Raw genomic sequence first — 20875 nt, 5'->3', positions numbered from 1 at the left:
CAACGTCGGGAGCGGGCGGGCCGGAACGGTCCGGAGGGCGGTCAGGCGCCCTTGAGCGCGGCGATGCCCGAGCGCAGCAGCGGCTCGACGGCGGCCCCGATGGCGTCGAACCCCTCCCCCACCGTCTGGCCGTGCAGGTAGCGGTAGTGGATGCCCTCGGAGATCACCGCGAGCTTGAAGCAGGCCAGCCCGACGTAGAACCCGATCGCCGACAGGTCGCGGCCGCTGCGCTCGGCGTAGCGGGCCACCACCTGCTCAGGCGGCGGGAAGCCGGGCGCCCGCGTCGCGTCGGCCTCGGCGGAGGACGGCGTCGTCCGCCGCATGTAGACCAGCAGGAGCGCCAGGTCGGTGAGCGGGTCGCCGAGCGTCGCCATCTCCCAGTCCAGGACGGCCGCGATCCGGTCGTCCGCGCCGACGAGGAGGTTGTCGAGCCGGTAGTCGCCGTGCACGATCGCCGGGGGCGACTCGGGCGGGATGTTCGCCTCCAGCAGCGCGTGCAGTTCGGCGGCGCCGTCGAGCTCGCGGCTGCGGGACGCGTCGAGCTGCTTCTTCCAGCGGCGCACCTGGCGTTCGAGAAAGCCGGCGGGCCGTCCGAAATCGGCCAGTCCCACCTCGGCCGGGTCGACGCGGTGCAGGTCGACCAGCGTGTCGATCATCCGCCCGGCGATCGCCGCCACCCGCTCCGCGCCCAGCGGGACCAGCTCGGACGCGCTGCGGTAGGGGGTCCCCTCGACCATCTCCATCACGTAGAACGGGGCGCCGAGCACGTCCGGGTCCTCGCAGAGGGCGTAGGTCTCGGGGACCGGGACGGCCGTGCCGGCCAGGGCCGTCATCACCCGGTACTCGCGGGACATGTCGTGCGCCGTCGCCAGGACGTGGCCGAGCGGCGGGCGCCGGACGATCCAGGAGCGGGACCCGTCGGTCACCTCGTAGGTCAGGTTCGAGCGTCCGCCGGCGACCACCCGGGCGCGCAGCGGGCCCGCGCCCGCCGGCCACGGGGCGCCCGCCGCGGACCGCTCCAGGCGGCGGCGGAACCGGTCGAGCGGCAGGCCCGGGACGTCCCCGTCTTCGAATACCCGCAATGCGCCCTCCTTGGCCGATCCAAGCACTTGTACCGTCCGGTCGGTATGGCGCAAGATAACGAGTTGGGAACGCTCACCGCGATGAGCCGGAGGCTCCCGGTCTGCGCCCCCACCAGGCAGGCATCGGTGCGCCGATGACACCATACCGACCAGTTGGTATGCAATAGCCGAATCCCCATTGCCATTCTCGGTTGGCGGCATTACTTTTGCGGCACACGCGAAGCGGTGTGAGCTTCGCCACCGTGGCCGAGCAGGAGCAGGAGGAGGTCTTCGGCCCCGTCCGCGCAGCCGTCCCCGCGACGGCGGCGGCGACGCGGCACTCGCCATCGCCCAAGGCACCCCGTACGGGAGCGGCCATGGACGCGGACCCGGCCCGGCGCAAGCCGGGGAGTCCGCGGCCGGCGGCCCGCTCCCTTCGCAGGACCGGTTCTCGGGGGAGACCAGCGCCCGGAGGAGTCCCTTACATGTCCGTTTCATCGTCCACCAACGACGGCGTCGCGCCCGGCGGCGCGGCGGCCCCGCCCGGCCTCGCGGCACGGCTGTGGCGGCGCGACCTGCCGCACTACCCGGAGACGGGGCGCCGCTACCTGTACCTGGGCATCGTGGTGCTCACCACGATCGTCCTGTACTACCTGCTCTACATCCAGTACGCGGTGGCGACCTCCATCATGGAGCACTACCGCATGACCTTCGGCTACTTCATCATGCTGTCGGTGATCGGCAACGCGATCGGGGCGTTCGCGTCGCTGTTCGCCGGGCTCGCCGACCGGTGGGGCCGCGCGAACCTGGTCGTGTACGGCCTGCTGGTCGCGGGCGTGATCGTGCTCGTGCTGCCGCACTCCCCCAACAAGGGCGTCTACCTGGCGCTGTTCGCGGTGCTCAGCCTGATCGAGGGCATCGTGCTCGTCGCGACCCCGGCGCTGATCCGCGACTTCTCCCCGCAGCTCGGCCGCGCGACCGCGATGGGCTACTGGACGATGGGCCCGGTCATCGGCAGCCTCGTGGTCACGACCGTGACCAGCGCGACCCTCGACTCCTCCAGCTGGCAGGACGAGCTGACCTTCTCGGGCATCGCGGCGCTCGTGGTGTTCGTCATCGCGCTGTTCGGGCTGCGGGAGCTGTCCCCGGCGCTGCGCGACCAGGTCATGGTGTCCATGCGCGACCGCGCGCTGATCGAGGCGCGGGCCCGGGGCATCGACCCGGAGGCGCAGCTGAAGGGCAGCTGGCGGCAGATGATGCGGCTGGACGTCGTCGGCTCGGCCTTCGCGATCAGCGTCTACCTGCTGCTGTACTACGCGGCGGTCGGCAACTTCGTCGTCTACTTCTCCGCGACGTTCGGCTACAGCGAGCAGCGCACCAACGCGCTCGGCAACTGGTACTGGGCGGCGAACGCGATCGCGCTGGTCGTCGCCGGCCTGATCTCCGACCGGCTGAAGGTCCGCAAGCCGCTGATGCTGGTCGGCGGCATCGGCTCGGTGGTCTGCACGGCGGTCTTCGCCTCCTGGGCGACCGAGCCGAAGACCGGCTACTACGACTTCGCCTGGCTGTTCGTCGGGATCGGGATCTTCGGCGGGCTGGCGTACGCGCCGTGGATGGCGGGCTTCACCGAGACGGTGGAGAAGCACAACCCGGCGGCGACCGCGACCGGCCTGGCCGTGTGGGGCTGGATCCTGCGCATCGTCGTGGCGTGCTCGGCGCTGTTCGTGCCGATCGTGGTGAACTCGGTGACGCCGATCGTGGAGCACGGCGCGGAGGTGAAGGCCGCGTCGGCGCAGGCGCAGCAGGCCCTCGCGATCACGACCGCGCACCCGCAGATCTTCGCCGAGCTCGGCAAGTACCCGCCCGGGCAGGCGCCGCCGGAGCTGCAGGCGCGGGCGGCCCAGGAGGTCGGCGTGCCCGGCCTGCAGGCGGTGGCCAAGGCCCAGCCGCAGCTGAAGATCCTCAAGGAGCACGGCACCGAGGTGCAGAAGGCGGCCAAGGACGGCCCCGGGCAGTGGCAGACCTGGTGGTACGTGGCGCTGGGCGGCCAGGTCGTGTTCATCCCGTTCATCTTCATCATGAGCGGGCGCTGGAGCCCGCGGAAGGCGCGTGAGGACGCCGAGGCGCACCAGAAGGCCATCGAGCAGGAGATGGCCGCGCTCGGCTGACGCACGGGTCCGACGCACTGATCCGACACGCACGCCCCAGGCCGGGACGCCCGGCGGCGGGACGCGAGACGAGCCGATCCACCGGCCGGGACGTCCCGGCCGGTGGATCGCTGCTTTCCGGGCCTCGCCGGGAACTTAGCCAGGCGAACCTATAGGCACCTTATAGAAGTAAGTGATATATGTCGGACATGGATGCGCAGTCTCCGCTCGACGAGCTGGAGCTGGCGGCCGGTCTCGGCCGCTTGTACTCGCTGATGCGCTCGCTGTCGCTGCCCCGCGACCTGTCCATGACGACCGTGTCGACGCTGGCCACGCTCGAACGCCGCGGCCCGTGCCGGGTGACCGAGCTGGCCGCGCTGGAGGGCGTCACGCAGCCGGCGATGACGCAGCTGGTGTCCCGGCTGGAACGGGAGGGGATGGCCGAGCGCCGCGCGCTGCCCGGCGACCGCCGGGTCGTCGCGGTGCACCTCACCGACGCCGGCCGCGCCGACCTGGCGCGCCGGCGGGCGGGGCAGGCCAAGCGGCTGGCCGAGCTGCTGGCCGGGCTGCCCGCATCCGACCGGGAGGCGATCGCCGCCGCACTGCCGGCCCTGGACCGGCTGGCCGGCGCCGCCTCCGGCGTCCCCGACACACCTGCTTCCGGAGAGTGCGAATGAGTCAGCCGTCCGCGGGCGCGCAGAGCCCCTTCAAGCAGCCGAAGGCCGTGTGGGCCGTGGCGTTCGCGTGCGTGGTGTCGTTCATGGGCATCGGCCTGGTCGACCCGATCCTGCCCGCGATCTCCGCGGACCTGCACGCCTCGCCCAGCCAGGTCACCCTGCTGTTCACCAGCTACCTGGTCGTCACCGCGGTCGCCATGCTGGTGACCGGGTTCGTGTCCAGCCGGATCGGCGCCAAGCGCACCCTCATCGCCGGCCTCGCCCTGATCGTGGTGTTCAGCGCGCTCGCCGGGACGTCCGGCAGCATCGCCGGGATCATCGGGTTCCGGGCCGGCTGGGGCCTCGGGAACGCGCTGTTCATCGCGACGTCCCTGGCAGTCATCGTGGCGTCCGCCAGCGGCGGGCTCAGCGGCGCGATCATCGCCTACGAGTCCGCGCTCGGGCTCGGCATCGCGGTCGGGCCGCTGCTCGGCGGGCTGCTCGGCGACGTCAGCTGGCGCGGTCCCTTCTACGGCGTCGCGGTGCTGATGGCGATCGCGCTGATCGCCACGATCACGCTCGTGCGGCCGCAGCCGAAGCCGGCGCGCAAGACCTCGATCGCCGACCCGATCAAGGCGCTGCGGCACCGCGGCCTGCTGGTGATGAGCCTGACCGCGCTCTGCTACAACTGGGGCTTCTTCACCGTCCTCGGCTACGCGCCGTTCCCGATGCACCTGAGCGCGCTGAGGCTCGGCCTGGTGTTCACCGGCTGGGGCCTGCTCGTCGCGGTCTTCGCGGTGTTCGGCGCGCCGTGGCTGCAGCGCCGGCTCGGCCTCGCCCGCACCCTGTACTTCAACCTGGCGCTGTTCGCGGTGGACGTGGCGGTCATCGCGATCTTCGTGAACTCGCAGGCCACGCTGATCGTCGCGGTGATCGTCGCGGGGGTGTTCATCGGCGTCAACAACACCGTGACCACGCAGGCGGTGATGATGGTCGCGCCGGTGGAGCGTCCGGTCGCGTCGGCGGCCTACGGGTTCGTCCGGTTCATCGGCGGCGGCCTCGCCCCGTTCGCGGCGGGGAAGATGGCCGAGCACGCCAACATCCACGTCCCGTTCGCCGTCGGCGCCGCCGCGATCGCGCTCGGCATCGTCGTCCTCGCCATCGGGCACGGTGACCTCACGCGCGCGGAGCGCAACCAGGCCGAGGTCGACGCGGAGGCGTCCGGCGGCGGGCCGGACGCCGAGGTCACCGAGGCGGCCGAGGCGGGCTCGGGGTCCGGTTCGTAGGGGCCCGCCTTCTGTGCGCCGGGCACGAAATCGCCGCGATCTTTTGTGCGGCCGGATGCGTAGCCGGACGGCCCGGCGGCGGGGTTGGATCACCCCATGAAGATCGCCGTGCGGGCGGCGATGATCGTGGCGGCGTTGCTCGCCGCGTTCATCGCCCACCCCCTGCCCGCCGGAGCGGCACAGAACGCTCCTGGAACCACCGAGCACACCATCGCCATGGGCGACTGGGATCGCCCCTACCTGCTGCACACGCCGCCGAACCTGAAACCCGGGAAGCGGCTTCCGCTCATCGTCGCGCTGCACGGCGGGCTGAACGACGCCGCGTACGTGGAGAACCAGAGCGGGCTCGACAAGGTCGCCGACGAGGAGGGCTACGCGGTGGCCTACCCCGACGGGCTGCTCGGCACCTGGAACGCCGGCGCCTGCTGCTGGTTCGCCCGCTGGGCGGGCGTCGACGACGTCGGGTTCCTCGACAAGCTCATCGACACGCTGGTGAAACAGGGCGTCGCCGATCCCGGCCGGGTCTTCATGACCGGGTTCTCCAACGGCGGCGGGATGGCCTACCGCTACGCGTGCGAGCGGTCCGACAAGGTCGCGGGGATCGCCGTGGTGTCGGGCGCGCTCGCCATCGGCTGCACCCCGAAGCGGCCGGTGTCGGTCCTGGCCTTCCACGGGACGTGGGACCCGTCCGTGCCCTATACGGGCGGCGGGAACATGGACGCCGACGTGCATTTCCCGTTCATCGGCGTGCAGGTGCTGATGGAGTTCTGGAGATGGGTGGACAAACTTCCAGCGCTTTCATGGCCCGTGCCGGACGGCCCGGAAGGCTGCGTCGGCACCGGCCCCGGAGCCGTCGAGGTCGCGTTGTGCACGAAGCAGCAGGGCGGCCACGAATGGCCCGACTACGCCAGCAAGCTGATCGGCGAGTTCTTCGACTCCCGTCCATCGCTGCCGAAACCGGCGGCCTGACGAGTCGCGCCGGCCGCCGGCGCGGCGAGGGCGGGCCCACCCCCGGGCCCGCCCTCGGCTCAGGGGGTCACGCCGTGAGGCTCCGCGGGCGCAGGTCCGTCCAGTTCTCGGTGATGTAGGCCAGGCAGTCGGACCTGGCGCCCGGGCCGAACGCCGTCGTCCAGCCGGACGGGACGTCGGCGAACTCCGGCCACAGCGAGTGCTGCCCCTCGGCGTTGACCAGGACGAGGAACGTGCCGTCGGGGTCGTCGAACGGGTTGGTCATCACGCCTCCTGCGGGACGCTCGCGAGGCGCGCCGAGCGCGCCGCGATGGACTGGACGATCTCTCCGGTGCGCACCGCCGTCATCGACAGCAGCGACGAGGCGATGCCGTGGCTGTGCTCGGTGGCTCCCTGCAGGTAGACGCCCCATTCGCGGCCGGGCTCGGTGGCGATGCGGTAGTCGCGCTCCATGGCGGGACGGCCGTCCGGGCGCGTCCGGCACCGCGCGCCGGCCTCGCCGAGCAGGCCGAACGGGTCGCGCTCGCGGTATCCGGTGGCGTAGACGACGGCGTCGGCGTCCAGGTCGGCCGTCTCGCCGGTGGGCAGGAAGGCGACCCGCATCCGCACCCCGCCGGTCTCCTCCCGGACGCCGAGGACGCGGGACGCGTTGAGGATCCGCAGCCGTTCGGCGCCGGCGACCTTCTCGGCGTAGGCGCGCCGGTACAGCTCGTCGATGAGGTCGAGGTCGACGACGGAGTAGTTGGTATTGCGGGAGTAGCCGAACAGCATCTCCTTCACCTCGTCCGGCGCCGCGTAGTAGTGGTCGACTGCGGCGGGGTCGAAGATGCGGTTGGCGAACGCGCTGTCGTCGGCGGGCGAGTAGCCGTAGCGGGCGAAGACCGCGCAGACCTCCGCCGACGGGTAGGTGCGGTGCAGGTACTCGACGGCCTCGGCGGCGCTCTGACCGGCACCGACGACGACGAGCCGGCGCGGCTCCCAGCCGAGCCGCGCGTCCAGCCGGGTCAGCAGTTCCTCGGTGTGCCAGATCCGCTCCCCCTGGCGGACCCCCTCGGGCAGGACGGGGTCGAGGCCGGCGCCGATCACCACGTTGCGGGCGAGGTGGGTCTCCAGCTCGTCGTCGCGGCGCACGACGACCTCCAGCGTCCCGGCGTCGTGCTCGCGCAGCGCGACGACCTCCGCCCCGTATCGGACACGGCCGGCGAACGCGGCGGCCGTCCATTCGAGGTAGTCGTGGAACTCCATCCGCGTCGGGAACATCGTCTTGTGGTTGACGAAGTCGACGAGGCGGCCCTTGGCGTGCAGGTAGGACAGGAACGAGTAGGGGCTGGAGGGGTTCCGCAGGGACACCAGGTCCTTGAGGAAGTGGACCTGCATGGTCGCGCCGTCGATCAGCATGCCGCGGTGCCAGCCGAACGCGGGCTGCTTCTCGAAGAACACCGCGTCCGCCGACGGGTGCGCCTCCTCCAGCGCGACGGCGAGCGCCAGGTTGGACGGGCCGAATCCGATGCCGACGACGTCGCGGACGGGCGGGTGCGTCTCCCCCGGCATCAGGCCGCCTTGCCCGCGGCCGCGGCCTTGGCGATCTGCGGGACGACCTGGTCGACCACGTACGGGACCGACAGCGCGGTCGGGGTGCGCAGCGGCCAGAACGACTTCAGGTCGAGGCGCACGTACGAGCCGCGCTTGACGACGGGCAGGCCGGAGAACAGCTTGTTGCCCTCGAACTTCTTCTGCGTCGCCGGGTCGTCGTTGTAGTAGCTCAGCAGGACGTCGGTGTCGAGCACGGACAGCTTCTCCATGCTCAGCTCGGCGGCGAAGCCGTCGCCGGGCAGCTTGCTCAGCCTGTCCGGCAGCACCATGCCGAACTGCTGGAGCATCTTGACGCTGGTGTCGTCCTTCGACTTCATGACGCCGATGTTGCCGTTCGGGAAGACGCTGGTGAACGCGAAGCCCTTGCCCTGCAGTTCGGGGTGCGAGGTCTTCACCGACGCGATCTTCGCCTCGACGCCGGAGACGATCTTCTCCCCGTCGGCGGGCCGGCCGACGGCCTTGGCGACCTGCCGGGTGATCTGCTGCCAGGAGTCCTCGGCGGGCCCGGTCTGGTAGGCGACGGTCGGCGCGAGCTTGGAGAGCTTGCCGTACTCCTTGTCGATGGTGAAGTCGCCGCCGGCCAGGATCAGGTCGGGCCGCAGCGCGGCGATCTGCTCCAGGTCGAAGCCGGAGTCGCCGGTCTTCAAAAGCTTCGGCTTCCCGCCGCCGACCTTCGGGGCGCTCCACGGGGCGAGGCCGTCCGCCTGGACCCCGGTCAGCTCCACCATCCCGACCGGCTCGACGCCGAGGGCGAGCAGCGCGTCCTGGTCGACCTCGCCGAGCGCCACGATCCGCTTCGGCGCGCTCTTCACGGTGGCGGACCCGAGCTTGTCGGTGATCGTGACCGGGAACGAGCCGGCGGCGCCGCCGGAGGAGGCCTTGGCGGGCTCGTCGTCGCCGCCGCACGCCGCGGTCAGCGCGAGACCGAGGACGAGCGCGCCGGTGGCGGCCAGACGCCGCGTCAGTGTGCGCATGAGGACCGGTGTCCTTCCAGATGTTCCAGGGGGCTGTCGGGGAGTGATCTTAGGTTAGCCTTACCTTACTTTTCAATGCCCTGCGAAGTATGACCCGTCTCACCCCGTTCCTTGGGGTTCGTCCAGCCGGGCCAGCAGGCCCGCGACGGTCGGCGCCGCCATCAGCGCCGCGATCCGCAGCCCCGCGCAGCCGGGCTCGCGGCGGATCCGCCGCACCAGCCGCATCGCCAGCAGCGAGTGCCCGCCGAGGTCGAAGAAGTCGTCGTCCGGCCCGACCTCGGGGACGCCGAGCTCCTCGGCGAAGATCCGGCACAGCGCCGCCTCCCGGTCGTCCCCGCGCCGCACCGCCGCGGGCGCGGGCGGGGCCCCCGTCTCCGTGACGGCGCGGGCGGTGAGGACGGCGGGCAGTGCACCGACGGGCGTGGCGGGATCGTCCGCGACGGTCTCCAGCAGCGCCACCAGGCCGCCGGCCATCGTCCGGACCGTCTCCCGGTCGAACAGGTCGGCGGAGTAGTCGACGACCAGCCGGAGATCGTCGCCGCGCTCGCGGAAGATGAAGTCCAGGTCGAACTTCGCGGCGGACGGCCCGAACGACGCCTCCCCCTGCTCCAGGCCGCGGAAGCGCACCTCGCCGGGGTCCTGGTTCTCGTGGCCGACCATCACCTGGAACAGCGGGTTGCGTCCCGGCACGCGCCTCGGGCGCAGCGCCTCCACGACGGCCTCGAACGGCAGGTCCTGGTTGGCGAGGCCGGCGAGCGCCGCCTCGCGGACCCGTCCGAGCAGCTCGGCGAACGTCGGCTCCCCCGACAGGTCGGCCCGCAGGACGAGCGTGTTGACGAAGAAGCCGACCAGGTCCGCGGCGGCCTCCTCGGTGCGTCCCGCGACCGGGCTGCCGAGCGGGATGTCGTCGCCGGCCCCCGTGCGGTGGAGGAGTGCCGCGACCGCGGCCTGGCAGACCATGAACACGGTGGCGCCCGCGTCCCGCGCGACACGGCGCAGCCTCCGTGTCAGCGCGGGCGGCAGGTCAGCCGTGAGGGTCCCGCCGCGCTGGCCCGCCGTGCCGGGCCTCGGCCTGTCGGCCGGCAGCGGGATCTCCTCGGGCGACCCCGCGAGGGCCTGCACCCAGTGGGCGAGTTGCCGGGTGTGGACGCTGCCCGGATCGCGCGGGTCGCCGAGCAGCTCGGCCTGCCACAGCGTGTGGTCGGCGTACTGGACGGCCGGCGGCTCCCACGCGGGCGGCGCCCCGTCCAGCCTCGCGGCGTACGCCTCGGCGACGTCGCGCGCGAACGGCCCGAACGACCACTCGTCGAACGCGATGTGGTGGAAGACGGCCAGGAGGAGGTGCTCCCGCTCCCCTTCCGGGAAGACCGCGACGCGCAGCGGGATGTCGCGGGCGAGGTCGAACGGGCGGGCGATGACCTCCTCCGGCGCGGCCGACGCGACCTCCAGGGCGGGACGGGCCTCGTCCGGGTCGAGGATCCGCTGGTAGGGCGTGCCGTCGTGTTCGGGGAAGACCGTCCGCAGCGCCTCGTGCCGCGCGGTGACGTCGCCGATCGCCGCCTCCAGGGCCGCCAAGTCGAGGTCGCCGCTCAACCGGACGGCGAGCGGCAGGTGGTAGCCGTCGCGCGGCCCGTCGTCCTCGCGGAGGAGCTGGTCGAGCAGCCACAGCCGCCGCTGCGCCGGCGACAGCGGGATGCGCTCGGGACGCTCCCGCGCCGCGAGGGCCGGGCGCGGCGCCTCGATCGCGCCGCCGCGCATCCGCTCGGCCAGCTCCGCCACGGTCGGCGTCTCGAACAGGTCGCGGATCGCCAGCGGCGCGCCGAGCGCCGCGCGCGCCCTGCCGATCACCTGCGTGGCCAGCAGCGAGTGCCCGCCGAGGTCGAAGAAGTCGTCGTCCACGCCGACGCCCGGCGCGGCCAGCACCTCGGCGATCAGCGTGCACAGCACCCGCTCGACCGGCGTGCGCGGCGGGCGCCCGCCCGCGCGGCGCGGCCCGTCGCGGCCGGGCTCGGGCAGGGCGCGACGGTCGAGCTTGCCGTTCACGGTCAGCGGCAGCGCGTCCAGCGTGACGATCGCGCTCGGCACCATGTAGCCGGGCAACCGCCGCTTCAGGCTCTCGCGGAGCCGCGCGCCGAGGACGCCGTGATCGCGCGCCGCCACCGGGTCGTTCGCGTACGACGCGGGCGCCCGGCCAGGCTCGACCGGAAGGTTCGCCGCGCCGCCGCCGAAGACGGCGTCGTAGCACCCTGCCTGCGCTGACGGCGTCAGCACGACGTCGGGGTACTGCGCGTAGAGCGCCTCCGGTTCGACGCCTTCGGGCGCGGCGGCGAGCGCTTCGCGCGCCTCGTCCGGCGATCCCCCGTCGCGGAGCACGCGCAGCGCCGCCGCTTCCCCGGACAGCCGCGGATCGGGAATCCCCCGCACCCGCAGCGGCCCGCTCGGCGCCCCACCGGCGAGCGCGCGGAGAACGGCGAGGCGACGGGCGTCTCCGGCGGCGTTGGGATCGTCCAACGCGGCCCAGTCCACGACGGGCGTCTCGGGGGCGGGTGGGACGTCCGGGCCGGGTTTCCAGAGGACGACGTCGTACCGGTGGCGGGTCAGTTCGTTGTGGTGGACGCCCCGCTTGGTGAGGACGTCGACGCGGACGGGGCCGTCCAGAGCGGCGAAGAAGGCGGGGTCGAGGAGGAGTTCCTTCTCCATCCGGACGGCGCGTTCGACCGTGCGCAGGTCGGTGTCACCCCGTCCGAGCTGGATCGCGGCGTGCAGGTGGTGGATCGTCCGCAGGTCGCGGACGTCGCCGAGGAAAAGCCTCCCGCCAGGCGCGAGCAGGCGCATCGCCTTGGCGACGACGTCTTCGAGGTAGGCGGCGCCCGGGAAGTACTGCGCCACCGAATTGATCACGATCGTGTCGAAGTGGCCCTCGGGGAGGCCCTCGGTATCGTGGGCGGGACGGTGGCTCAGCCGGACCGGCGAGTCCGGGCCGAGGTCGGCGCGGAGCTTGGCGATGACCGGTTCGGAGAAGTCCGTGCCCCAGTACTCCTCGCTGCCGGGCGCGAGGCGGGTGAGCAGCAGGCCGGCGCCTACGCCGATCTCCAGGACGCAGCGGGGCCGCAGCGCGCGGATGCGCTCGACGGTGGTGTCCCGCCATTCGCGCATGTCGTCGAGCGGGATCGGCACGCCGTCGTAACTGCTGTTCCAGCCGGCGAACTCCTCATGGTGGACGACGGTGCCGACCTCGGTGTACTCGGCGTCGTAGATCTGCCGCCATTCGGCGAGCTGCTCGCCGGCGGCGCCGTCGCGGGCCCCGTCCGGGACGACGTAGCCGATGATCCGCTTGACGCCGGGGACGTCGGTGGCCGCGGCGACGACGGCGGCCTGCCCGACGCCGGGCTCGGCGGCGAGCGCGGTCTCGATCTCGCCGAGCTCGACGCGGTAGCCGCGGATCTTGACCTGGTCGTCGGTGCGGCCGAGGAAGTCGATGTTGCCGTCCTCGCGGACGCGGACGAGGTCGCCGGTCCGGTACATGCGGCCGCCGGCGAACGGGTCGGCGACGAAGCGTTCCGCGGTCAGGTCGGGACGGCCGAGGTAGCCGCGTGCCAGGCCGGCGCCCGCGATGTACAGCTCGCCGGGGGCGCCGGGCGGGACGGGCCGCAGCCACGCGTCCAGGACGTGCGCGCGGGTGTTCCAGATCGGCTTCCCGACGGTCGGGGTGGCGCTGTCCTCGGTACCGCCGCCGAGCGTGTTGATCGTGTACTCGGTGGGCCCGTACAGGTTGTAGCCGAGGACGCCGTCGGCCTCCGCGAGCCGGTCCCAGACGGAGGCGGGAACGGCCTCGCCGCCGAGCAGGACGAGCGGCGGGCGGTGCCCGCCGTCGAGGAGTCCTTCGTCCAGGAGTTGCTGGGCGTAGGTGGGGGTCACGTTGATGACGTCGACGCGGTGCTCGCGCAGGTAGGCGGTCAGCGCTTCGGCGTCGCGGCGCAGGTCCTCGTCGCAGACGTGCACCTCGTGGCCCTCGATGAGCCACAGCAGTTCCTCCCACGACATGTCGAAGGAGAACGACACGGTGTGCGCGATGCGCAGCCGCCGCCCCGCGCCCTTCACGACGGGGTCGAAGATGTTGGCGCGGTGGTTGAACTGCATGTTCGTCAGGCCCCGGTACGGGGTGACGACGCCCTTGGGGCGGCCTGTGGAGCCCGACGTGTAGATCACGTAGGCGGGGTGGTCGAGGCGGCCCGGGGTGCCGGGCGCGAAGCCGGGCAGCTCACCGGGTTCGAGGTCGGCGCCCGGCAGGCCGTCGAGCGCCTGGGAGGTGCCGGGATCGTCCAGGGCGAGGGTCGTTCCGGAGAACGCGAGGCCGGCGGCGATGTCGCGGTGCGAGACGAGGACCGCCGGCGAGGCGTCGGCGATCATGTAGTCGAGCCGGTCGGCCGGGAGGTCGAGTTCGAGCGGCAGGTAGGCGGCGCCGGTGCGCAGGACGGCGAACAGCGCGACGACCATCTCGGCGGAGCGCGGCAGCGCGAGCGCGACGACGCGTTCCGGGCCGGCGCCGTTCGCCAGCAGCAGCCGGGCGAGACGGTTGATCTCGGCGTTCAGCTCGCCGTAGCCGAGGCGGACGTCCGGCAGCGAAACCAGCGCGGTGTCGCCGGGCTGCTCGGCGGCGCGCTCGGCGAGCAGTTCCGCCACGGTCAGCTCGGGGACGGGTTGCCAGGCGTCGTCCCGGTCGCGGCGGAACCGGTCGTGCTCCTCCGGGACGAGCAGGTCGAGGCGGTGGCACGGCGCGCAGGGGGCGTCGGCGATCTGCCGCAGCACCCGGATGTACCGGTCGGTGACCCGTTCGGCCTCCGCCTCGGTGAACGCGTCGCCCCGGTACATGACGCGGAGCGCGGCGCCCGGGTCGACGACCATGGTGACCGGGTAGTGGGTGGCGTCGCGGACCTCGCGCCCGGTGACGCGGAGCGTCCCGTCCGGGCCGAAGCCCCGGTCGGTGGGCATGCCGGGGAAGTTCTGGAAGACGAACAGCGTGTCGAACAGGGCGCCGAGGCCGGTGGCGCGCTGCACGTCGGCGAGCGCGACGTAGGAGTGGTCGAACAGCTCCGACCGCGCTGCCTGGACGCGTTCGAGCACGGCGGTCAGCGGGTCGGCCGGGCCGGCCTGCACGCGGATCGGGACGGTGTTGAACAGCAGCCCGACCATGGACTCGACGCCGTCCACGTCCGGGTGGCGGCCGGAAACGGAGGCGCCGAACACCACGTCGTCGCGGCCGGTCATGCCCATGAGCGTGAGGCCCCACGCCGTCTCGAACAGGGTGCCGGGGGTGACGCCGTGGTCGCGGGCGACCGCGTGCAGGCGGTCCGCGAGCCCGGCGGGCAGCGCGCGGTGCACCTCCCCGGCGGTGGCGAGGTCGGCGGGACGGTCGGCAAGGCCCGGGCGGACGAGGGCCGGTTCGTCGAAGCCGTCGAGGGCGCGGCGCCACGCGTCGACGGCGGCGTCCCGGTCCTGGCGGGCGATCCAGTCCAGGTAGGCGCGGAACGGCGGGACAGGGCGGGCGGCCTCGGCGGCGGCGTCGGTGTAGGCGTTCAGCAGCGAGGTGACGAGCAGTCCGCCGGACCAGCCGTCCAGCAGGATCAGCTCGGACGTCAGCACCAGGCGATGGTCGTGCTCGCCGAGGCTCGCGAGCCCGAACCGGATCAGCGGCGGCGCGGCCGGGTCGAACGGCTCGGCGCGCTGAGCGTCGACGAACGCGTCCAGGCCGTCCGGGCCGGACACCTCGGCGTGCGTCCAGGGGGTCTCCCACTCGTCCGGGACGAACTGGACGGCGCGGTCGCCGTCGGTGCGGAACCCGGCGCGCAGGTTGGGGAACTTCTCCAGGACGGCGCGGGCGGCGTCCGCCATCCGCGCCGGGTCGATCGGGCCGGACAGCGACACGACGGCCTGCTGCACGTAGATATCGCGGCCCTCGCCGGCCATCATCAGGTGGAAGAGAAGGCCTTCCTGGAGCGGCGACAGCGGCAGCTCGCCGGCGCTCGCGTCCGAGGCGACATCGACGGCCGCGGGGGTCTCGGCGGCCCGGGCGAGGGCCTCGGCCGTCCGCAGCCGGAACACGTCGCGGACCGTGAACGACAGCCCGGCTCGGCGGGCGCGGGCGACGAGCAGCGCCGCGCCGATGCTGTCGCCGCCGGAGCGGAAGAAGTCGTCGTCGGCGCCGATGCCGTCGCGGCCGAGGACGGCGGTGGCGAGGCGGGTGAGGACGCGTTCGGCCTCCGTCGCGGGCGTGCGGCCGGCGGCGGGGCGTCCGGGTTCGGGCAGCGCCCGCCGGTCGAGCTTGCCGTTCGGGTTCACCGGCAGCTCGTCGAGCACGACCAGCTCGGCGGGGACGAAGTGGCCCGGCAGCGTCGCGCGCAGCCGGTCCAGCACGGCGCCGTCGTCCACGTCGCCGGTGACGTAGCCGACCAGGCGCGTCCCGTGGACGGCGACGGCGGCGCGGCGGACGCCGTCCTGAGCGGACAGGGCCGCCTCGACCTCGCCGGGCTCGATCCGGAACCCGCGCAGGGAGATCTGGTCGTCGGCGCGGCCGAGGAAGGCCAGGCCGCCGTCGCGGCGGCGGCGCACCCGGTCGCCGGTGCGGTAGAGGCGGGAGCCGGGCGGGCCGAACGGGTTCGCCACGAACCGCTCGGCGGTGCGGGCCGGGTCGCCGAGGTAGCCGCGCGCGAGGCCGTCGCCCGCCAGGTACAGCTCGCCGACGGGCACTTCGCGGAGCGCGGCGTCCAGGACGTAGGCGCGGGTGTTGGCGATCGGGGCCAGTCCCCCGTCTTCGGCGATCAGGCTGTCCCCGGCGGCCTCAGAGCAGCCGTAGAGGTCGACGATCCGGGCGGGCACCTCGGCCGCGAGCGCGGCGGGCAGGGCCTCGCCGCTGCTGATCCAGGTGGTGACGGACGGTGGCAGGCCGCGTTCCACCAGCGCGGCGAGCAGGCTCGGGACGAGCGTCACGGTCCGCACGCGGTGCCGTTCGATGAGGTCGCCGAGCGCGACGGCGTCCGCCGCGGTCGCGTCTTCGGCGATCACGACGGTGTCGCCGGCGACGAGACCGCCGAGCAGTTCGGTGGTCCCGTCGATGAACGCGGGCGAGCTCTTGGCGACGCGGACGCCGGGCACGGTGAGCCCGGCGCCCCACGCGAGCCGGTTGGCCAGGGCGCCCTGCGTCCCGGCGACGGCCTTGGGCGTCCCGGTCGAGCCCGAGGTGAAGACGACGTAGGCGAGGTGGCCGGGCCGGACGTCCGGCCGTTCGCGGGGCGGCGCGTCGAGGGGCGGCTCCTCGCGTCCGAGGACGAGCAGCGGCCGGACGGCACCGAGCATCGCCTCGATCCGTGCGTGCGGGTACGACAGGTCGACCGGCAGGTAGGCGGCGCCCGTCTTCAGCACGGCCAGCAGCGCGACCGCGAACGCGCCGGAGCGCGGCAGGGCGATGCCGACGACGCGTTCGGGTCCCGCGCCGGCCGCCGCGAGCCGGTCCGCGAGGGCTTCGGCGCGGCGGTCCAGTTCGGCGTAGGTCATCGCGGTGTCGCCGAAGACCAGTGCCGTGGCGTCGGGCGTCCGCGCGGCCTGCGCCTCGAAGAGCGCGGCGGCCGTCGCGGCCGGGAGGCCGCAGGTCGTCTCCGGGTGCTCGACGGGGGCGCCGAGTGCGGACAGGCGGCGGTCGGGGTCCTCGGCGACCTGGTCGAGGATGCGGGCCAGGTCGTCCAGCAGCCCTTCGACCGTGGCGGCGTCGAAGAGGTCTTCGGCGTAGGCGGCGAACCCCTCGACGTCCTCGTCCCCTTCGGCGAAGTACAGGTCGAGGTCGAACTTGACGCCGCCGGTCCCGGGCAGGAACGGCTCGGCGCGCACGCCGGGCAGCGCGAGCCGCACGTCGTCCAGCCGCTGGTGGACGATCATCACCTGGAACAGCGGGTTGCGCGCGAGCGACCGCTCCGGCGCGAGGCGCTCCACCACGCGCTCGTACGGGACGCCGGCGTGCGAGAACGCGGCGAGGTCGGCGGCGCGGACCCGTTCCAGCAGCGCGGCGAACGACGGGTCGCCCGACAGGTCGGTGCGCAGCACGAGCGGGTTGACGAACACGCCGACCAGCCCGGCCAGGTCCTCGTCGGCGCGGGCGGCGATGGGCGAGCCGAGCGCGACGTCGTCGCCCGCGCCGCTGCGCTGGAGCAGCGCCGCGACGGCCGCGTGCAGCACCATGAACACGCTGGTGCCGGTGGCGCGGGCGAGCCGCCGCGCGCCCGCGGCCGGGAGCCGGAACGGGACGAGGCCGCCGCGGTGGCTCGGCTCCGCCGGGCGCGGCCGGTCGAACGGCAGCACGGTCTCCTGCGGAAGTCCGGCGAGGGCCCGCTCCCAGTGGCCGAGTCCTTGGGAGAGGTCGGCCGAGGCCGCCCGCTCCCAGGCGGCGTAATCGGCGTACTGGACGGGCAGCGGCTCCCAGCCGGGCGCCTCGCCTGCCCGCCGCGCCTCGTAGGCGCGGGCGAGGTCGGCGAGCAGCGGGGTGAACGACCATTCGTCGGCCGCCGCGTGGTGCAGCAGCAGGATCAGCGACCACTCCTCGTCGCCCGTCCGGACGAGCGTGCCCCGGATGGGCAGGTCGGCGGCGATGTCGAAGACGTGCGACGCGGCGTCCCGCTCGATGGCGGCGCGGCGCTCCGGCGTCTCGGCGCGGGCGTCGACGACGGAGAAGGTCACCGGGGTGCCGGCGTCCAGGATCCGCTGGACGGGCAGCCCGTCCTCGCCTTCGACCAGCAGGGTCCGCAGCGCCTCGTGCCTGGCCACGACGTCGGCGAACGCGGCGCGCAGCGCGCCGGCGTCGAGGGCGCCGGCGAGCCGGAGGCCGAACGGCAGCGCGTAGGACGCCGACGGGCCGCGCAGCCGCTCCTCCAGCCACATCCCGCGCTGCGCCGCCGACGCCGGGACGACCGCGGGCCGCGCCACGTCCCGGACGCGGACGCCGCCGCGCGCCACCAGCCGCGGGGCGAGCGCGGCGACGGTCGGGGCCTCGAACACGTCGGCGATGGAGAACTCGGCGTCCAGGACGGTCCGGACGCGGGCGGCGAGCTTGGCGGCGAGCAGCGAGTGGCCGCCGAGCGCGAAGAAGTCGTCGTCGACGCCGACGCGTTCGTACCCGAGCAGCTCGGCGAACAGGTCGCACAGCGCGGCCTCGCGGGCGTCGCGCGGCGCCCGGCCGTCCGTGCGGGCGCCGGGGGCGGGGAGCGCGCGGCGGTCGAGCTTGCCGTTGGCGGTCATCGGCAGCGCGTCGAGCCGGACGAGCGCACCCGGCACCATGTAGGCGGGCAGTTCGGCGGCGAGCGCGGCCCGCAGCCCGGCATCGTCGGGGGCATCGGCGCCCGGGACGTAGTAGCCGACGAGGCGCGGCTCGCCCGGCCGGTCCTCGCGGACGACGACGGCGGCCCGCGCGACGCCCGGCAGCGCCCCCAGAACGGCCTGTACCTCGGCGGGCTCGATCCGGAATCCGCGGATCTTCACCTGGTCGTCGGTGCGGCCGAGGTACTCGATGGAGCCGTCCCGAGTCCACCGCGCGAGGTCGCCGGTCCGGTACATGCGGGTGCCGGGCGGGCCGGACGGGTCGGCGACGAACCGCTCCGCCGTCAGGTCGGGGCGTCCGGCGTAGCCGCGGGCGAGCTGCGCGCCCGACAGGTACAGCTCGCCGGGGACGCCCGCCGGGACGGGCCGCAGCGACGCGTCCAGGATGTGCGCGCGGGTGTTCCACAGCGGGCGGCCGATGCCGGGCTCCGGCAGGACGGCGGCGGTCGCGTAGACGGCCGTCTCGGTCGGCCCGTACATGTTCGCGGCGCTGCGCGCACGGGCCGTCATCTCGCCGGCGAGCGCGGCGGGCAGCGCCTCGCCGCCGGTGATGATCCGCAGCCCGTCGAGCGCGGCCGGGTCCAGGGTGCCGAGGAGCGACGGCGTGCCCTGCAGGTGCGTGACGCCGCGCCGGAGGAGGCGTGCCAGCACCGCCGGATCCCGGACGGTCTCCCGCGAGGCGAGGACGATCGCCGCGCCGGTGACCAGCGGCAGGAGGATCTCCAGCGTCGCGATGTCGAACGCGATGGTCGTCACCGCCGCCCACCGGTCGCCGGGGCCGAGCGGGTGCTCGTGCCGCATCCGTGCGAGGAGGTTCGTCAGGGCGCGGTGCGGGACGGCGACGCCCTTGGGCCGGCCCGTCGAGCCGGAGGTGTAGATGACGTAGGCGAGGTCGTCCGGGTGCGGCTCGGGAACGCCTTCCTCGGCGCCTTCGGCGGCGTCGAGATCGCCGTCGAGGACGATGGCGTCGGCCTCGTCCGGGAGCAGGCCGGCCGTCTCCGGCGCCGCGACGGCGCACAGCGCGCCCGCGTCCTTCAGCATGTAGGAGACGCGGTCGCGGGGATGGCCGGGGTCGAGCGGCAGGTAGGCGGCGCCCGACTTCAGCACCGCGAGGACGGCGGTGACGAGGTCGGCGGTGCGCGGCAGCGCGAGAGCCACGACGGCGTCGGGCCCGGCGCCCCGCGCCCGCAGGACACGGGCCAGCGCGGACGACCGCCCGTCCAGCTCGGCGTAGGTGAGGGGCTCGCCGGACTCGGACTCGACGGCGGGCGCGCCGGGCGTGCGGGCGGCCTGCTCGGCGAACAGCGCGACGACGCCGGGGCCGGGGACGTCGCGGGCGGTCGCGTTGGCCGCCTCCAGCCGGGCCTCCTCGGCGGCGTCCATGAGCGCGAGCGCGCCGACCGGGCGGTCCGGGTCGGCGATCGCGCCGCGCAGCAGCGTCTCCAGATGGGCGAGGAGGGCGTCGATGCGCTCGTCGTCGAACAGCTCGCGGCGGAAGGTCGCCTCCACCGTCATGCCCTGCGGCCGGACGAACGCCTCCAGCGACAGGTCGAAGTGGGTCATGCCGTTGTGGACGTGCGTCCAGGACGTGGTGAGGCCCGGCAGCTCCAGCTCGCCGATCTCCTGGGCGAGGAACAGCAGCATGGTGTCGAAGAACGCCGACCGGCCGTGCCCGCGCGCGGGCCGCAGCTCGCGGACGAGCGCGTCGTACGGCGTCGCCTGGTGCGCGAACGCGTTGGTCACCGTCCGCCCGGTGCGGCGCAGCGCCTCCCGGAACGTCGGCCCGCCGGTCAGGTCCGTCCGCATGACGAGCGTGTTGCCGAAGTTGCCGGCGAGCCGCTCGACCTCCACGTGCTCGCGGTTCATCACCGACGACCCGACCGCCACGTCGCCGGAGCCGGTGTAGCGGTGCAGCAGGACGGAGTAGGCGGCGAGCATCACCGTGTAGGGCGTGACGTTCTCCTCCTTGGCGAGCCGGCCGAGCCCCTCGGTCACGTCGTCGCCGAAGCGGCGGGCGCGGCGTCCGCCGCGCTCGGACGCGGCGGCGGAGCGCGGCCGGTCGGCGGGCAGGTCGAGCGGCGGGGGCGGCGGGTCGAGCCGCGCGCGCCAGTAGGCGAGGTCGTCCTCGGCGAGGGGCCGCTTCTGCTCCCAGTCGGCGAAGTCGGCGTACTGGACGCCGAGTGCGGGCAGGCCGTCGGGTTCGCCCGTCACGACCGCCCGGTAGAGGGCCGACAGGTCGCGCGACATCGAGCCCCAGGTCATGCCGTCCCAGGCGATGTGGTGGACGACCAGGACCAGCGCGTGCTCGTCGTCGGCCACGCGCAGCAGTTCCAGCCGGACGGGCCGTTCCGTGCGCAGGTCGAAGGGCGTCGCTGCCAGTTCGGCGGCGCGGGCGTCGGGGTCGGCGCAGGCGACCGGCACCAGGTCGAGCGAGTCGTCGTCCGTGACGATCTGCACGGCGTCCTCGCCGTCGTCGGCGTAGACGGTCCGCAGGACGGCGTGGCGCCGGATGAGGCCGCGCAGCGCCTCACGGAGCGCGGCGGCGTCGAGCGGTCCCGCCATGCGGATCAGCAGGCACACGTTGTAGGCGGGGCTCGCCGGGAACGCCCGGTGGTGCAGCCACATGCTCTGCTGCGCGTAGGACAGCGGCGCGGGCCCGCCGGTCTCGCGCGGGCCGGGGCTCCCGGCGTCCGGTCCGCCCCGGTCCGCCGGGAGGCCGGCCTCCGCCATCCGCCGCCGCATCAGCTCTCGCCGCAGTCGGTGACCCTGCGCCGCCGTCGTCGTCTGCTCCTGCACGCCCCAGCTCTTTCGTCGTCGGCTTGATCAGCA

At 74.0% G+C, this 20875-nt stretch carries 9 protein-coding genes; 4 read left to right on the top strand and 5 right to left on the bottom strand.

The features are described 5' to 3' along the window. Positions 1-41 precede the first annotated feature (41 nt). Positions 42-1082: a phosphotransferase family protein gene (locus tag ABD296_RS21170; RefSeq protein ID WP_344269633.1), complete on the bottom strand. Its 1041-nt coding sequence runs from the start codon at positions 1080-1082 to the stop codon at positions 42-44. A gap of 464 nt (positions 1083-1546) precedes the next feature. On the opposite strand from ABD296_RS21170, the gene ABD296_RS21165 reads away from it, so the two are divergent. From ABD296_RS21165 to ABD296_RS21150, 4 genes are all read left to right on the top strand, one after another. Beyond that, the gene (locus tag ABD296_RS21165; RefSeq protein ID WP_344269630.1) at positions 1547-3229 is read left to right on the top strand and encodes an MFS transporter; all 1683 of its coding nucleotides are present in this window, start codon (positions 1547-1549) and stop codon (positions 3227-3229) included. A gap of 188 nt (positions 3230-3417) precedes the next feature. Then, positions 3418-3885 carry a MarR family winged helix-turn-helix transcriptional regulator gene (locus ABD296_RS21160; protein WP_344269627.1) on the top strand — a complete coding sequence of 156 codons (468 nt, stop codon included), beginning with the start codon at positions 3418-3420 and terminating at the stop codon, positions 3883-3885. Beyond that, the gene (locus tag ABD296_RS21155; protein ID WP_344269624.1) at positions 3882-5150 is read left to right on the top strand and encodes an MFS transporter; all 1269 of its coding nucleotides are present in this window, start codon (positions 3882-3884) and stop codon (positions 5148-5150) included. Before ABD296_RS21160 ends, ABD296_RS21155 begins: the two co-directional genes overlap by 4 nt. Positions 5151-5246: 96 nt before the next feature. Beyond that, positions 5247-6119 (top strand): alpha/beta hydrolase family esterase, encoded by an 873-nt coding sequence (locus ABD296_RS21150; protein WP_344269621.1) that lies wholly within the window; start codon positions 5247-5249, stop codon positions 6117-6119. Between the two features lie 67 nt (positions 6120-6186). Here the strand turns inward: ABD296_RS21150 and ABD296_RS21145 are convergent, their stop codons facing one another. The 4 genes from ABD296_RS21145 to ABD296_RS21130 form a co-directional block, all read right to left on the bottom strand. Further along, a complete protein-coding gene (locus ABD296_RS21145; RefSeq protein WP_344269618.1) occupies positions 6187-6384 on the bottom strand; it encodes an MbtH family protein in 198 nt (65 codons plus the stop codon). Further along, positions 6384-7670, bottom strand: coding sequence for a lysine N(6)-hydroxylase/L-ornithine N(5)-oxygenase family protein (locus ABD296_RS21140; protein ID WP_344269615.1), 1287 nt, complete (start codon positions 7668-7670; stop codon positions 6384-6386). Before ABD296_RS21140 ends, ABD296_RS21145 begins: the two co-directional genes overlap by 1 nt. Next, entirely contained in the window at positions 7670-8686 is a 1017-nt protein-coding gene (locus tag ABD296_RS21135) for an iron-siderophore ABC transporter substrate-binding protein (RefSeq protein ID WP_344269612.1), read from the bottom strand. Before ABD296_RS21135 ends, ABD296_RS21140 begins: the two co-directional genes overlap by 1 nt. Positions 8687-8785: 99 nt before the next feature. After that, the gene (locus ABD296_RS21130) at positions 8786-20842 is read right to left on the bottom strand and encodes an amino acid adenylation domain-containing protein (RefSeq protein ID WP_344269609.1); all 12057 of its coding nucleotides are present in this window, start codon (positions 20840-20842) and stop codon (positions 8786-8788) included. Positions 20843-20875 lie beyond the last annotated feature (33 nt).

The sequence above is a fragment of the Actinomadura napierensis genome, from assembly GCF_039529375.1.
Lineage (GTDB): Bacteria > Actinomycetota > Actinomycetes > Streptosporangiales > Streptosporangiaceae > Spirillospora > Spirillospora napierensis.
Note: the sequence above shows the minus strand (reverse complement) of the source record. Positions and strands in the feature narration are given on the sequence as shown.

Excerpts from the sequence above, each read along its gene's own strand:
- ABD296_RS21160 (WP_344269627.1), top strand. The coding sequence starts at position 3,418 with ATGGATGCGCAGTCTCCGCTCGACGAGCTGGAGCTGGCGGCCGGTCTC.
- ABD296_RS21165 (WP_344269630.1), top strand. The coding sequence starts at position 1,547 with ATGTCCGTTTCATCGTCCACCAACGACGGCGTCGCGCCCGGCGGCGCG.
- ABD296_RS21150 (WP_344269621.1), top strand. The coding sequence starts at position 5,247 with ATGAAGATCGCCGTGCGGGCGGCGATGATCGTGGCGGCGTTGCTCGCC.
- ABD296_RS21135 (WP_344269612.1), bottom strand. The coding sequence starts at position 8,686 with ATGCGCACACTGACGCGGCGTCTGGCCGCCACCGGCGCGCTCGTCCTC.
- ABD296_RS21155 (WP_344269624.1), top strand. The coding sequence starts at position 3,882 with ATGAGTCAGCCGTCCGCGGGCGCGCAGAGCCCCTTCAAGCAGCCGAAG.
- ABD296_RS21145 (WP_344269618.1), bottom strand. The coding sequence starts at position 6,384 with ATGACCAACCCGTTCGACGACCCCGACGGCACGTTCCTCGTCCTGGTC.
- ABD296_RS21140 (WP_344269615.1), bottom strand. The coding sequence starts at position 7,670 with ATGCCGGGGGAGACGCACCCGCCCGTCCGCGACGTCGTCGGCATCGGA.